Below are 14,744 nucleotides of genomic sequence, written 5' to 3' on the forward strand. Positions count from 1 at the left end.
TACTTCCAGCCCCGCGCCCAGGTGGTCCCCCAGAAAGAAGAAAGCCCCGCCCTGCAAGAGCAGGACGGGGCTTTGAATCAACCTGGCTGAAGGCCTAGACCGTCAACTCCTTAGTCGAACGGCTAGGCGAGCAATCGCGGGGCTTTTTTGTGTCCGGGTCGGCCGTTCAGGCCGCCAGGCGTTGCTCGATGCGGGCCTTGGTGTCCTGCAGCTCGCGCGGCAGGTGGTAGGCCAGCTGCTGGAACAGCTCGGCGTGCAGCTGCAGCTCCTGCGTCCACGCGGCCTTGTCGATCGCCGTGACGGTGGCGTACTGCTCGCGCGAGAAGTCGAGCCCGCTCCAGTGGATGTCCTCGTAGCGCGGGCTGGTGCCGAAGGCGTGCTCCACGCCCTGGCCGCGGCCTTCGATGCGGTCGATCATCCACTTGAGCACGCGCATGTTCTCGCCGAAACCCGGCCACACGAACTTGCCGTTCTCGTCCTTGCGGAACCAGTTGACGCAGAAGATGCCGGGCAGCTTCGCGCCGCTGGCCTGCAGCTTGGCGCCGAGGTTCAGCCAGTGCTGGAAATAGTCGCTCATGTTGTAGCCGGTGAAGGGCAGCATGGCGAACGGATCGCGGCGCACCACCCCCTGCGCGCCGAAGGCGGCGGCGGTGGTTTCCGACCCCATGGTGGCGGCCATGTAGACGCCCTCGGTCCAGTCGCGCGCCTCGGTCACCAGCGGCACGGTGGTGCTGCGGCGGCCGCCGAAGATGAAAGCGTCGATCGCCACGCCCTTCGGGTCGTCCCAGGCGGCGTCCAACGCGGGGTTGTTGGTGGCGGCCACGGTGAAGCGTGCGTTGGGGTGGGCAGCCTTGGCGCCGGTTTCCTTCGCGATCTGCGGCGTCCAGTCCTTGCCCTGCCAGTCGATGGCGTGCGCAGGCGCCTCGCCCATGCCTTCCCACCACACGTCGCCGTCATCGGTGAGGGCCACGTTGGTGAAGATCACGTCGCGGTTGAGGCTGGCCATGCAGTTGGGGTTGGTGGCCGTGTTGGTGCCCGGGGCGACGCCGAAGTAACCTGCTTCGGGGTTGATGGCGTACAGGCGACCGTCGGCACCGGGCTTGATCCAGGCGATGTCGTCACCGATGGTGGTGACCTTCCAGCCCTCGAAGCCCTTGGGCGGGATCAGCATGGCGAAGTTGGTCTTGCCGCAGGCGCTGGGGAAGGCCGCGGCCACGTGGTACTTCTTGCCCTCGGGGCTGGTCACGCCCAGGATGAGCATGTGCTCGGCCAGCCAGCCCTGGTCGCGGCCCATGTTGCTCGCGATGCGCAGGGCGAAGCATTTTTTGCCCAGCAGCGCGTTGCCGCCGTAGCCCGAGCCGTAGCTCCAGATCTCGCGCGTCTCGGGGTAGTGAACGATGTACTTGAGCGTGGGGTTGCAGGGCCAGGGCGTCTTGTCGGTTTCGCCGGCCTGCAGCGGGGCGCCCACGGTGTGCACGCAGGGCACGAAGTCGCCGTCGGTGCCGAGCACGTCGAACACGGCCTTGCCCATGCGCGTCATGAGCTTCATGTTCACGGCGACGTACGCGCTGTCGGACAGCTCCACGCCGATGTGGGCGATCGGGCTGCCCAGCGGGCCCATGCTGAACGGCACCACGTACATGGTGCGCCCGCGCATGCAGCCGTCGAACAATGGCTGCAGCGTGGCACGCATCTCGGCCGGGGCTTTCCAGTTGTTGGTCGGGCCGGCGTCTTCCTGGCGCTCGCTGCAGATGAAGGTGCGATCTTCGACACGCGCCACGTCCGACGGGTCGGAGCAGGCGAGGTAGCTGTTGGCGCGCTTGGCCGGGTTCAGGCGCTTGAAGGTGCCGGCGTCCACCAGCTGCTGGCACAGACGGTCGTACTCGGCGTCGCTGCCGTCGCACCAGACGATCTGGTCGGGCTTGCACAGGGCGGCCATGTCGGCCACCCAGGCGATCAGGCGCGCGTGCTTGACGTAAGCGGGTGTGTTGAGGGTGAGGCCCTGCATCACGGGTGAGTTCATCGGACGGACTCCAGAGGTTGAAAACCGGCGGCGGCCCAAGACACCAACAGCCGCAGAAGCGGCTGTCATCAGGGGGGGTGTCTCAGGCGGCAAATTCGGGTCGGTCGGCGCGCAGCTGCGGGGCGGTGGGCACACAGCTCGGGGGTCCGCCAGGGGATCGGTGAATCCGCCCTCGACGGCGCGTATCGGCCATGGATGCGATTTTAGGGAAGGGGGTTCCGGGTTACATCGGCGTTACATGCAAAACCCGCATGACGTGATGCAGTTGACGCGCGCTAAACCGTTGGCATGCATACAAAAGTGCGCATGAAAAAGCCGAAGGCCCTCTCGGGCGCTTCGGCCGGTGTCGGGGCGCGCTTGGCGTCAGGCCATGAACACGGCGATGAACGCCAGCAGGAACATCAGCACACCACCGGCGACGGGCAGCACGATGGGCATCAGCGGAACGATGGACTCGACCACGTCGTCGGTCTGCTCGGGGGTGTGGTGCTCGTGGTGGGCCATGGGTGCTCCAGTGCGGTGACGTCGAAAACCCGGGATTTTAGGCGATCTGCCGCGGCGGGCCGCTCACAGCAAAGCGTAGGTGGTGGTGGCGCGGCAGGCGCTCTTGCCGTCCTGCGCGCCGCGGATGTCGATCTCGCCGAACGCCAGACTCTTGCCGGCGCGGATCACGCGTGCCTCGACCAGCGCATCCTGGCCCGACAGCGGCTTGAGGAAACTGGTGTTCATCTGCACCGTGGTGCAGGGGCGAAAGGCGCCGAAGTGGCGGATCAGCGCCAGCACCATGGCGGTGTCGGCCGCGGCCATCATGGCCTGGCCGCACAGCATGCCGCCGACGCGGCTGAGCTGGTCGGATTGCGGCAGGCGCAGCGTCACGCGGCCTTCATCGTGGCTCTCGACCGCCAGCCCCAGGGCCTGGACCCAGGGGGCGAAGTACTCGGGCAGGGCGGCTTGCAGGGCGCGGGTGGTGTCGTCCATGGGGCGTTCGGGTTGCGGTGGGGAATGGATCATTGCGCGTGGGCGCCGAAGCCCGCGGCATTGAGCACGTCGATCACTTGTTGCACGTGGGCGTGACCGCGGGTCTGCAGCACGAGCTCGATCTCCACGTTCTGCGCCGCCAGCAGCGTGAAGGCGCGCTGGTGGTGCACCTCGTCGATGTTGGCGCCGGCCTCGGCCACGAGGGCCGTGATTCGGGCCAGGTTGCCCGGCACGTCGCGTGCGTTGACGGCGATGCGCGCCAGCCGTCCGGCGCGCACCATGCCGCGCTCGATGATGGAGGCGAGCAGCATCGGGTCGATGTTGCCGCCGCACAGCACCAGGCCCACGCGGCGGCCGGCAAAGCGCTTCGGGTGCTTGAGCAGCGCGGCGAGGCCGGCCGCGCCGGCACCTTCCACCAGCGTCTTCTCGATTTCCAGCAGCATCACGATCGCCTGCTCGATGTCGCCCTCGTCGACCAGCAGCAGGTCGTCCACGCGCTCGCGCACGATCGGCAGGTTCACCTCGCCCGGCGTGCCCACGGCGATGCCTTCGGCAATCGTGCTGCTGCCTTGCGGAAGGTGCGTGCCCTTGATGGCGTTCACCATGGCCGGGAAGCGCTCGGTCTGCACGCCGATCACCTCGATGCCCGGCTTGAGTGCCTTGGCGGCGGTGGCCATACCGGCGATCAGCCCGCCACCGCCCACCGCGACCACCAGCGTGTCGAGGTCGGGAACGTCGGCCAGCATCTCCAGCGCGACCGTGCCCTGGCCGGCAACGATGGCCTCGTCGTCGTACGGGTGCACGAATACCAGGCCCTGTTGCGCGGCCAGCGCGCGCGCATGAGCCCGGGCTTCGTCCAGCGTGTCGCCGTGCAGCACCACCTCGGCGCCGAAGCCCCGCGTGCGCTCCACCTTCACGCCGGGCGTGAAGCGCGGCATCACGATCACCGCGCGCAAGCCCAGGCGTTGCGCGTGGTACGCCACACCCTGCGCATGGTTGCCTGCGCTCATGGCGACCACCCCACGCGCGCGCTCTTCGGGCGTGAGCTGCGAAAGTTTGTTGCAGGCCCCGCGCTCCTTGAAGGAGGCGGTGTACTGCAGGTTCTCGAACTTGAGGAATACCTGGCAGCCGGTGAGCTGCGAGAGCGTGCGCGACTCCACGCACGGGGTGCGCAGGACGTGGCCGTTCAGGCGGGCGGCGGCGGCACGGATGTCGTCGATCTGGAGCATGGCGCGATTGTGGCCTGCCGTTCGTGGAAAAAGCCCGAGAACGCCCGTCATCACGCACTTCCATCGCGCATCAAGCTGCGTTATGGTGCTCCGCACAGGGGCCTTGACAGCGTTGCGCCCCGCTGCGCTGCAGGGTTCTCCTGGAGGTCTGCACATGAACAAACGGCTTTCGTCACCGAGCCCCATGGCCCGCACGCCCGAGGCGCGCGCCGTCGGCGCGGGCGAGGGCCGTCTGCACGTGCCGCACGGCCTGCGTCAGGCGCCGGTGCTCGACCTCATGTGCTCGCACTTCGTGCTCACGCTGGCGGCGCGCCAGGGCCCGCGCTTCAACGTGCGGCGCGATCTCAACACCCTGCTTTCGCTCGCCGGCCGTCACCTCGTGTGGCCGCACACCGTGTTGCAGCGCCTGCGCGAGTTCCTGCAGCGCCGCTGCAAGGACAACGAGCTCTGGGCCGGCCACGACAAACTGGCGCCGGGAGCGTTCATGGACCGCTACGGCGTCTGGCGCGGCCCGTACGAAGAGGGCACGCTGTTCTTCTACCTTGACGAGTACGCCAAGGAGGCCCCCAAGGACCTGCTCTCGGTGCTGGCCGTCACCGGCGAATGGTTGAGCCAGGCACTCAAGAAACAGAGCACGCTGGTGGAAAAGAACATCGACGCGCTGGCCGAGTTGCTGCAGCTCAACCGCGCCGAACGCGCGCTCCTGCTCTATGGCACGCTGGCGCGCTACCAGCGCGACCTGCGCTCCATCCTGGTCGAGTTCAAGGTGAACAACGCGCCCGAGGCCTACGCGGCCATCGCCGACGTGGCGGGTGTCAAGGCCAGCGAGGTGGGCGAGGCGCTGCGTGCCGGCTCGCGCCTGGAGCGCATCGGCATGGTGGAGAACCTGATCTCCGAACACAACATCACCGATCTGGCCGACCTGATGAAGGTCAGCGAGAAGCTGCCGCCCGTGCTGATGCGCGAGTACCGCTCGCAAAGCGAGCTCATGGCGGTGTTCACACGCCCGGCCGCGAAGTCCGCGCTCGTGCCGGCCGATTTCGACTACGTGTCCGACGACGTGCGCCTGCTCAGCGGCCTGCTGCGCGAGGCCGTGGCGCGCAAGGAAGCTGGCGTGAACGTGCTGCTCTACGGCCCGCCCGGCACCGGCAAGACGGAACTGGCGCGCGTGGTGGCGCAGGCTGCGGGGCTCGCCCTGTTCGAGGTGGAATACGCCGACCGCGACGGCAACGCGCTCTCCGGGCGCGACCGCTACCGCTCTCTGCAGATCGCGCAGGTGTTCCTCAAGGGCACGGCGCAGTCGGCCCTGCTCTTCGACGAGGTGGAGGACGTGTTCCCGCCGATCTCCAGCGAGGCCGCGCAGTTCATGGCGCGCGCCGAGCAGGTGCCGGCGCCGCACAGCCACTCGGTGAGCGGCAAGGCCTGGGTCAACCAGGTGCTCGAATCGAACGCCGTGCCCACGATCTGGATCACCAACCGCATCGAGCAGATCGACCCGGCGTTCCGGCGCCGCTTTGCCTACCACCTCGAGCTCAAGAGCCCGCCGCCCGGCGCGCGTGAACAACTGGTGCGCAAGACGCTCGATGGCGTGGCCGTGAGCGAGGCCCTGATCGGCCGCCTGACCGAACGCAAGGGCCTCACGCCGGCGCAGATCCGCACCGCGGTGCGCTTCGCGCAGCTGGCGGTGGCGCCGGTGCGCGCGCCTGGTCGCAAAGCCGCCAAGGCAGCTGCGGCGGCGCCACCGGCGCTGCTCGACGATCTGATCGAGCGTCAGTTGCGCCACGCCGACCGCGCACTCGGTCGCGCGCCCGACGCCCTGCAGCGCCCCAGCGTCACGCAGTACAGCCTGGCGATGCTCAACGTCGAATCGCGCCACCCGATCCCGCGCATCATCGACGCGCTCAAGGCGCGCGGCCACGGTTGCCTGTGCTTCCACGGCGCGCCCGGCACCGGCAAGACGGCCCTCGCCGAGCACCTGGCGCAGCAGCTGGGCCGCCCGCTCATGATCCGCCGCGCGAGCGACCTGGTGAGCAAGTTCGTCGGGGAGACCGAGCAGCAGATGGCAGCGATGTTTCGCGAGGCCGAGGCCGAGCGCGCGGTGCTGCTGCTCGACGAAGCCGACAGCTTCCTGCAGGACCGCCGCGGCGCGCAGCGCACCTACGAGGTGACGGAGGTCAACGAAATGCTGCAGGGCATGGAGCGCTTCGCCGGCATCTTCGTCTGCACCACCAACCTGATGGACAGCATCGACCAGGCGGCCCTGCGCCGCTTCACCTTCAAGATCCGCTTCAAGCCGCTCACACGGGAGCAGCGCGAGACCATGTTCGTGGTGGAGGCACTGGGCGGCGATGCGACGCGGCTGGAGGGCGCGAGCGCGAAACGCCTGGCCGCCATGGACCAGCTCTGCCCGGGCGACTTCGCCGCGGTCAAGCGCCAGGCCGACATCCTGGGCGCCGCGATGGACCCGCTCGAGTTCCTTGACCAGCTCGAAGCCGAACACCGCATCAAGCCCGAAGTGCGCGAAGCCCGCGGCATCGGCTTCGTGCACTGAAGCGGCACCGCGCCGCGGCCGCCGCGCGGAACTTGCGCGCGCCCGGCGCACTCCAGCGCGCGGGCCCATATTGGCCTGTTCCGTCAACCGCCGCACCATGAACCGCCGCTTTCTTGCGCCGCTGGTGGCCTGGAGTCTGGCCCTGCTGCTTGCAGCGCCCCTGTCGGCCCAACCCGCCATCCCCGACACGGCGCAGTCATCCCCCGCGCCTGCCGACGCCTTGCAAGGCGCGCAGCTGTTGCAGGCCTTGCGCGCCGGCGGGCTGGTCATCTACTTCCGCCACACCGACACCGACTTCTCGCGCACCGACGCCGGGATGCGCAGCATGGACGATTGCGACAACCAGCGCCTGCTCTCCAGCCAGGGCCGAGCCGATGCCGCCGCGATCGGCGAGCAGATCCGCCGGCTTGGCATTCCCCTGGGTGAAGCCCTGGCCAGCCCCTACTGCCGAACCATGGACCACGCCACGCGCATGCTGGGGCCGGTCGAGCCGACGGTGGCGGTGCGCGCCCCCAACGGCGAGACGATGGGCCTCAAGCGCCTGCTCGCGCGCCCGGTGGCGCCCGGCCAGAACCGGTGGATCGTGGGCCACGGCAGCCCGTTTCGCGCCATCGCCGGCCCGCCGCATCTGAACCAGGGCGAGGCGGTCGTGATCAGGCCGCAAACCGACCACTGGACCGTGATCGCGCGCCTGCAGGCCGGCGACTGGGCCCGCCTGGCGACCACCCCCTGAAACGACAAAGGCCACCCGGGGGTGGCCTTGTGGCGTACCGACGTGTCGGTCGGCAGGGGGTTCAGTGCACCAGCGCCATCGGCTTGCTCGGCAGATCGTCGGCGTCGTAGTCGGGGTGGTTGTCGACGAAGAAGCGCAGCTTGGCGTCGAGCCGGCCCACGCGGCGGTTGGCCTCGCCCTCGTGGTGGTGCTTGGAGATCAGGTTGAACAGCTTGCCGCGCAGGAACCACAGGTCGCGCGGCGTGCGGCAGTTCATCAGCGCGGCATGCAGGCGCGTGCGCAGCGGGTCCTGGATGTCGGCCATGGCCGCGTGGAATTCGTCGACCACGTAGTCGAGTTCGAGGACCTGGGTGTCGTGGTAGCTGGGCGTCTTGCGCTTGGCCAGCCAGGGCAGCTTGAAAAACATGCCGCGCTCCGTGCAATCTGGGGTTCGTTTCCGGTGGGGCCTTTCAGCCCCTCTGCAGGAAACATCGGCACGGTGACCCGCCGGCTTGAGCGGCATGACACGCGCGACGGGCGGTGGCCGACGGGCGGTCGGGCGTGTCACACGGAGGTTTTCGGCGCGGGGCCTGCAGACTTGAGTGCTTAGCGAAAAGCACTCACCACCGCGAGCACCGCCTCGCCGTAGGCGGCGCGTTTTTTCTCGCCGATGCCGCTGATCCCGTCCAGATCGGCCACGTCGGTGGGGCGGCGCTGGGCAATGGCGCGCAGCGTGGCGTCGTGAAAGATCACGTAGGCCGGCAGGTTGTGTTCCTTGGCGACCTGGGCGCGCCAGGCCTTGAGCGCGTCCAGGCAGTCGCGCTCGGCCAGCGAGAGCGGCGCGCCGTCGTCGCCCACCGGCGGGCGGGCGCGCGCGCTGCGTGAACGTGTGGGCGCTCGCTCCGCCAGCAGGCGAAGCCGCACTTCGGCCTCGCCCTTGAGCACGGCACGCGCGCCGTCGGCCAGGTGCAGGGTGTTGTAGGGCGCGTCGTCCACGCGCACCGCCTCGATCGCGATGAGCTGGCGCAGCAGCGCGCGCCATTGGGTCTCGCTCCAGTCGGCACCGATGCCGAAGGTGCTGAGCCGCTCGTGCCCGTTGGCCAGGACCTTCTCGGTCGACTTGCCGCGCAGGATGTCCATGATGTGGCCAGCGCCATAGCCGTGGCCGCTGGCCTGCTGCACGCGGTAGATGCACGACAGCAGCTTGCGCGCGGCCTCGGTGGCGTCGAACAGCTCGGGCGGGTTGAGGCAGTTGTCGCAGTTGCCGCAGGGCGCGCTGTCTTCGCCAAAGTAGCGCAAGAGCCGCACGCGGCGGCAGTCCGAGGCTTCGGCCAGGGCCAGCAGCGCATCGAGCTTGCCGCGCAGCACTTGCTTGAATTCGTCCGGCGCCGGGCTGTCGTCGATCATGCGGCGCTGGTTCACCACGTCCTGCAGGCCGTAGGCCATCCAGGCGTTGGCGGGTTCGCCGTCGCGGCCGGCACGGCCGGTCTCCTGGTAGTAGCCCTCGATGTTCTTGGGCATGTCCAGATGGGCCACGAAGCGCACGTCGGGCTTGTCGATGCCCATGCCGAAGGCAATCGTGGCGACCATGATCATCCCTTCCTCGCGCAGGAAGCGGTCCTGGTGCTGCTGGCGCACGGCGGCGTCGAGCCCGGCGTGGTAGGGCAGCGCCTTCAATCCGGCCTGCTGAAGCACCTGGGCCACCTCTTCCACGCGACGGCGCGACTGGCAATACACCACGCCCGCGTCGTGGCCCTGCGCGCCCATGTGCTCGTCGCGGATGAAGCGCAGCAGCTGCTGGGTGGCGTCCTTCTTCTCCACCAGCAGGTAGCGGATGTTGGGCCGATCGAAGCTGCTGATGAAGGTGCGCGCGTCCTGCAGCTGCAGGCGCTCCACGATGTCGGCACGCGTGAGTGCATCGGCCGTGGCGGTGAGCGCGATGCGCGGCACACCCGCAAAGCGCTCGGGCAGCACGGCCAGCTCGCGGTATTCCGGGCGGAAGTCGTGGCCCCACTGGCTCACGCAATGCGCCTCGTCGATGGCGAACAGCGACAACCGGCCCTGCGCGTGCAGGCTCTCCAGCATGGCCTGGCAGCGCGGCGTGAGCAAGCGCTCGGGCGCGACGTACAGCAGGGTCAGCTCGCCTCGTCGCAATTGCTGTTCGATGCGCTGCGCATCCTCCAGCGAGAGGCTGCTGTTGAGATAGGCCGCGCTCACACCGGCCTCGCTGAGCGCGCCCACCTGGTCGTGCATCAACGCAATCAGCGGCGAGACCACCACCGCCACGCCATGCCCCGCGCGCTCGCGCACGATGGCCGGCACCTGGTAGCACAGCGACTTGCCGCCGCCCGTGGGCATGAGCACGAGCGCGTCGCCGCCGTCGCTCACGTGCGTGACGATCTGCGCCTGCGGGCCGCGGAAGGCCTCGTAGCCGAAGACCGACTGCAGCACCGCGACGCAGGCTTCCAGCGTCTCGCTGCCCTCGGCGACGTCGATCACATCTGTTCCCACGGCAGCCCGTCGTGGCGCCAGCCGTTGAGTGTGGAGCGTTTGAACTGGTCGTTGAGCTCGCCCTCGAAGCCGTGCACCACGTGCGCCACGTCGGTGAAGCCGGCTTCCTCCAACGCCTTGCCGGCGTCCAGCGTGCGCTTGCCGCTGCGGCAGATCAGCAGCACCGGGCGCTCCTTGCTGCCGGCCTCGGCGGCCACCGCCTGCGCAAAGCGTTCCGGCTCGGGCGTGAGGTCGGGGTATTCGTACCAGGGAATGTTCTCCACGCCGGGCGGGCGGCCCACGTACAGCGATTCGATCTCCATGCGCACGTCCACGAACAGTGGCGGCTCCTGGCCCAGCGCGGCGCGGCGCTCGGTTTCGGCCTGCAGCCAGGCCCAGGCTTCCTTGGGGGACAGGTGCTTCATGGGGGCGTATTGTCGGCGATGGTGTCGGCCATACCCCGACCGGCCGCGCGGTGGGGCCGGGGGCCGCTTCATACAATCCCCCGATGGACAAGAAGCCCTACACCCGCGCCCAGGCCCTGCCGGGCATCCTCGAGCAACGCATCGCCATCCTCGACGGTGCCATGGGCACCATGATCCAGCGCTTCCGGCTCGACGAGGCGCAGTACCGGGGTGAGCGCTTCAAGGACTTCCCCCGCGACGTCAAGGGCAACAACGAGCTGCTCAGCCTCACGCGGCCCGACGTCATCCGCGACATCCACGAGGGCTACCTCGCCGCGGGTGCCGATCTGATCGAGACCAACACCTTCGGTGCCACGACCATCGCCCAGGCCGACTACGAGATGGCCCACCTGGCGCGCGAGATGAACCTGGCCTCGGCGCGGCTGGCGCGCGCCGCCTGCGACAAGTTCTCCACGCCCGACAAGCCGCGCTTCGTGGCCGGCGCGCTCGGCCCCACGCCCAAGACCGCCAGCATCAGCCCCGACGTGAACGACGCCGGTGCGCGCAACGTCACGTTCGAAGAACTGAGAGCCGCCTACCGCGAGCAGGTGGAGGCGCTGATGGAAGGCGGCGCCGACGTGCTGCTGGTCGAGACCATCTTCGACACGCTCAACGCCAAAGCCGCGCTGTTCGCCATCGACGAGGTGTTCGAGGCCACGGGCGAGCGGCTGCCGCTCATCATCAGCGGCACCGTCACCGACGCGTCGGGCCGCATCCTGAGCGGCCAGACCGTGGCCGCCTTCTGGGCCAGCGTTCGCCACCTGCAGCCGCTGGCCGTGGGCCTGAACTGCGCGCTGGGCGCGGCGCTCATGCGTCCGTACATCCAGGAACTGGCCAAGGTGGCGGGCGACACCTTCATCAGCTGCTACCCCAACGCCGGCCTGCCCAACCCGATGAGTGACACCGGTTTTGACGAGACGCCCGAAGTCACCAGCCGCCTGCTGCACGAATTCGCGGCCGAAGGCCTGGTCAACATCGTGGGCGGCTGCTGCGGCACCACGCCGGACCACATCGCCGCCATCGGCCAGGCGGTGCGGCCGCTCGCACCACGCCACCGCGCCGCGTTCTACGCCGAAGCGGCCTGAATACCCGACGCCGGCCGGGGAAATTCCCGGCCCGGTGACAATCCCGCTTCCCTTCAAGGGGAGTAATCGGCCTGCCACCCCGCGCACAGCGAGGCATCGGCAGCGCGGCGTTCTCGTCAATTCGCGGTCGAAAAGCCGCCGGGAACGTCCTGCCACCCACCGGGTGGTCGCGACCAGACCTTGGGGTGTTCGTTCAACACCAAACCGAGGTCTTTCATGGAAAGCATCGCCCCACTGTGGCTGTGGCTGGTCTTTGTCGCGTTCGTCGTGGCCGCCCTGTTCGTCGATTTCGTCGTGCTCAAGAAGCAGGGCGCCCAGGCCGTGGGCGTCAAGGAAGCGCTCAACTGGTCGCTCATCTGGATTGCACTGAGCTTCATCTTCAATGGCCTGTTCTGGTGGGCCGTGAAAGACACCACCGGCTCGACCGCGATCGCCAACGAGAAATCGCTCGAGTTCCTCACCGGTTACCTGATCGAGAAGAGCCTGGCGGTCGACAACATCTTCGTCTTTCTGATGATCTTCACCTACTTCGCGGTGCCGCCCGAGTACCAGAAGCGGGTGCTCATGATCGGCATTCTGGGCGCCATCGTGCTGCGCACGGTAATGATCCTCATCGGCGGCTGGCTGCTGTCGCAGTTCCACTGGATCCTCTACGTCTTCGGCGCCTTCCTGGTGCTCACCGGCGTGAAGATGTGGTGGGCCGCGGGCAAGGAGCCCGCGCTGGACGACAACCCCGCACTCAAGCTGCTGCGCCGCCTGATGCCGGTGAGCAAGCACTACGACGGTGAGAAGTTCTTCACCGTCGAGAACGGCAAGCGCATCGCCACGCCGCTCCTCATGGTCATTGCGCTGGTCGGCGTCACCGACGTGATCTTCGCGGTCGACTCCATCCCCGCAATCTTCGCCATCACGCGCGACCCGTTCATCGTGCTCACCAGCAACGTGTTCGCCATCCTCGGCCTGCGCGCCATGTTCTTCCTGCTGCAGGCGGTGGCCAGCAAGTTCCACCTGCTCAACTACGGCCTGGCGGTCATCCTGGTCTTCATCGGCACCAAGATGATGCTGATCGACATCTTCAAAATCCCGGTGGCCGTGTCGCTGGGCGTGGTGGTGGGCATTCTGGCGATCACCATGTTCTGGAGCGCCAAGACGGCACCGAATACCTGATCCCCCCACGCTCCGCGCGCACCAACTTGGCACAGGCGTTGCTTACGTTGGTGCCATGCAACTGGCAATCGATCAACTGGTCAGCTCCGCGGTGGCACCGTCCACCGCGGCCTGGCGCGACCCGCTGGGCCTGCTGCTGGCCAGCACCGGCGAGGGCGTGTTCGGGGTCGATCTCGACGGCCTGTGCGTGTTCATCAACCACGCCGGCGCGCGCATGATCGGCTATGAGCCGGCCGAGCTGCTGGGCTGCAACATGCACGAACTCACGCACCACTCGCACGCCGATGGTGCGCACTACCCGGTCGAGGACTGCCCGATCTTCAACGCCTTTCGCCGCGGCGAGCCCTGCCGCATCGACACCGAGGTGTTCTGGCGCCGTGACGGCAGCGCCTTTCCGGTGGAGTACAGCAGCCACCCCATCGTCGATGGGGGTCAGGTGCGCGGCGCCGTGGTCACCTTCGTCGACATCACGGAACGCCGACGCGCGGCCGACGCGCTGCGCGCCGCCAAGAGCGAGCTGGAGCAGCGCGTGCGTGAACGCACCCACGCCCTGGAGACCGCGCTGCGCCAGGTGCGTGAACTCGCCGCGCGCAGCGAGGCGGTGCGCGAGGAGGAGCGCACGCGCATCGCGCGCGAGGTGCACGACGAGTTGGGCAGCCTGCTGGTGGCGCTCAAGATGGACGTGAACTGGATGGACAAGCGGTTATCGGAGCAGGCGCAACGCCGCCCTGACGAGGCCGAAGGCATGCGCGAGCGCATGCGCTGCAAGTGCCAGAACATGAGCCGGCTGATCGAGAGCGCGGTCGACAATGTCGGGCGCATCATCACCGACCTGCGCCCCAGCATCCTCGACCACCAGGGCCTGTGGGCCGCGCTGGAATGGCAGGCCCAGGAGTTCGTGGCCAGCGCCGAGCTCGCGCTCGACTGGGACATGGCGGTGGAGGGCGCACCCGAGCCGCCCGAGCCCCTGGCGATGGCGGTCTTCCGCATCTTTCAGGAGATGCTGTCCAACGTCGGCCGCCACGCGCATGCCCGTCGGCTGGCGGTGTGCATCCGTCACCAGGCTGGCGTGCTGCACCTGTCGGTGCGCGACGATGGCGTCGGCGCCCTGCCGCAGGCCTTTGAGGCCGCCGACGCCTACGGCGTGATGGGCATGCGCGAACGCGCGCGGCACTTCGGGGGCGATATCCGGATCGCAAGCAGTCCGGGCCACGGCACGCACATGGCACTCACCGTGGCCCTGGAGTCAACATGAACAGCCAATTCAGCGAGGCCAGCCGCTTTGACATGCTGGCCGACACCATCCGCGTGCTGATCGGGGACGACCACCGCATCGTGCGCGAGGGGCTCAAGCAGATCCTGGCCGACGCGCCCGACGTCACCGTGGTCGCAGAGGCCCAGCGCGGCGACGAGGTGCTGGCGCAGGTGCGCGCCCTCGGCGGCCACGACGGCATCGACCTCGTGCTGCTTGACGTCGCCATGCCCGGCATCGACGGCCTGGACGTGCTGCAGCGCCTGCGCAAGGAACACCCGCACCTGCCGGTGCTCATGCTCAGCACCTACCCCGAGAAGCAGTACGCGGTGCGCTGCATCCGCCTGGGTGCCTGTGGCTACCTCAACAAGAGCGCCGACCCGGACGACATGTTGCTGGCGGTGCGCAAGTGCGCCGGCGGTGGGCGCTACCTCACACCGGCCACGGCCGAGGCCTTGGCCGCCGCCGTGGGCAGCGCCCACGCGCAGGCCGGGCCCGAGGCGCTGTCGCACCGCGAGCACCAGGTCTACCGCCTGCTGACCCAGGGACTCACCGTGAGCGAAATTGGTGCACAGCTGCACCTGGCGCCCAACACGGTGAGCACCTACCGCGCGCGCATCCTGGAAAAGACCGGCGCCAAGAACGACGTCGAGCTCGCGCTGTACGCCGAAAGGCATCGTTCGGGGGCCTGAGGCCCGGCGCCACCTCCCGTTTGTAGGGCGGGCCCTACACGGCGTCGAAGCAGGGCCCATGAAATCGCCAGCCGGTGGCACATCCGGTCGCTGTTGGCCCG

General features: G+C 68.6%; 13 protein-coding genes. 6 read left to right on the forward strand and 7 right to left on the reverse strand.

Annotation, left to right across the window (positions count from 1 at the left end; translation table 11 throughout):
• Positions 1-166 precede the first annotated feature (166 nt).
• The 4 genes from M3149_RS19250 to M3149_RS19265 form a co-directional block, all read right to left on the reverse strand.
• The gene (locus M3149_RS19250) at positions 167-2,023 is read right to left on the reverse strand and encodes a phosphoenolpyruvate carboxykinase (GTP) (protein ID WP_251711082.1); all 1,857 of its coding nucleotides are present in this window, start codon (positions 2,021-2,023) and stop codon (positions 167-169) included.
• Positions 2,024-2,386: 363 nt separating this feature from the next.
• A complete protein-coding gene (locus tag M3149_RS19255; protein WP_251711083.1) occupies positions 2,387-2,527 on the reverse strand; it encodes a hypothetical protein in 141 nt (46 codons plus the stop codon).
• Between the two features lie 63 nt (positions 2,528-2,590).
• Complete coding sequence (locus M3149_RS19260) at positions 2,591-3,001, reverse strand: PaaI family thioesterase (RefSeq protein ID WP_251711084.1); 411 nt, start codon at positions 2,999-3,001, stop codon at positions 2,591-2,593.
• Between the two features lie 29 nt (positions 3,002-3,030).
• Positions 3,031-4,230: a threonine ammonia-lyase gene (locus tag M3149_RS19265; RefSeq protein ID WP_251711085.1), complete on the reverse strand. Its 1,200-nt coding sequence runs from the start codon at positions 4,228-4,230 to the stop codon at positions 3,031-3,033.
• A gap of 277 nt (positions 4,231-4,507) precedes the next feature.
• On the opposite strand from M3149_RS19265, the gene M3149_RS19270 reads away from it, so the two are divergent.
• Both M3149_RS19270 and M3149_RS19275 read left to right on the forward strand, forming a co-directional pair.
• A complete protein-coding gene (locus tag M3149_RS19270; protein ID WP_435370766.1) occupies positions 4,508-6,781 on the forward strand; it encodes an ATP-binding protein in 2,274 nt (757 codons plus the stop codon).
• Positions 6,782-6,878: 97 nt separating this feature from the next.
• Positions 6,879-7,514: a hypothetical protein gene (locus M3149_RS19275; RefSeq protein WP_251711087.1), complete on the forward strand. Its 636-nt coding sequence runs from the start codon at positions 6,879-6,881 to the stop codon at positions 7,512-7,514.
• Positions 7,515-7,575: 61 nt separating this feature from the next.
• On the opposite strand, the gene M3149_RS19280 is transcribed toward M3149_RS19275, so the two are convergent.
• The 3 genes from M3149_RS19280 to M3149_RS19290 all read right to left on the reverse strand — a co-directional run bounded on the left by M3149_RS19280 (position 7,576) and on the right by M3149_RS19290 (position 10,408).
• A complete protein-coding gene (locus M3149_RS19280) occupies positions 7,576-7,920 on the reverse strand; it encodes a hypothetical protein (protein WP_251711088.1) in 345 nt (114 codons plus the stop codon).
• A gap of 179 nt (positions 7,921-8,099) precedes the next feature.
• On the reverse strand, positions 8,100-9,992 hold the full coding sequence (recQ, locus tag M3149_RS19285) for a DNA helicase RecQ (protein WP_435370767.1): 1,893 nt from the start codon (positions 9,990-9,992) through the stop codon (positions 8,100-8,102).
• Positions 9,989-10,408 (reverse strand): rhodanese-like domain-containing protein, encoded by a 420-nt coding sequence (locus M3149_RS19290; protein WP_251711090.1) that lies wholly within the window; start codon positions 10,406-10,408, stop codon positions 9,989-9,991. Before M3149_RS19290 ends, recQ begins: the two co-directional genes overlap by 4 nt.
• Positions 10,409-10,491: 83 nt before the next feature.
• Here M3149_RS19290 and M3149_RS19295 point away from each other — a divergent pair, with 83 nt between their 5' ends.
• From M3149_RS19295 to M3149_RS19310, 4 genes are all read left to right on the forward strand, one after another.
• On the forward strand, positions 10,492-11,532 hold the full coding sequence (locus M3149_RS19295; RefSeq protein ID WP_251711091.1) for a homocysteine S-methyltransferase family protein: 1,041 nt from the start codon (positions 10,492-10,494) through the stop codon (positions 11,530-11,532).
• A gap of 216 nt (positions 11,533-11,748) precedes the next feature.
• Positions 11,749-12,699, forward strand: a complete 951-nt coding sequence (locus M3149_RS19300) for a TerC family protein (protein ID WP_251711092.1) — start codon at positions 11,749-11,751, stop codon at positions 12,697-12,699.
• A 55-nt stretch (positions 12,700-12,754) separates the two neighbouring features.
• Positions 12,755-13,954: a sensor histidine kinase gene (locus M3149_RS19305; RefSeq protein WP_251711093.1), complete on the forward strand. Its 1,200-nt coding sequence runs from the start codon at positions 12,755-12,757 to the stop codon at positions 13,952-13,954.
• Positions 13,951-14,643, forward strand: coding sequence for a response regulator (locus tag M3149_RS19310; protein ID WP_251711094.1), 693 nt, complete (start codon positions 13,951-13,953; stop codon positions 14,641-14,643). Before M3149_RS19305 ends, M3149_RS19310 begins: the two co-directional genes overlap by 4 nt.
• The last annotated feature ends 101 nt before the right edge of the window (positions 14,644-14,744 follow it).

This window comes from Hydrogenophaga intermedia (assembly GCF_023715105.1).
GTDB lineage: Bacteria > Pseudomonadota > Gammaproteobacteria > Burkholderiales > Burkholderiaceae_C > Hydrogenophaga > Hydrogenophaga intermedia_A.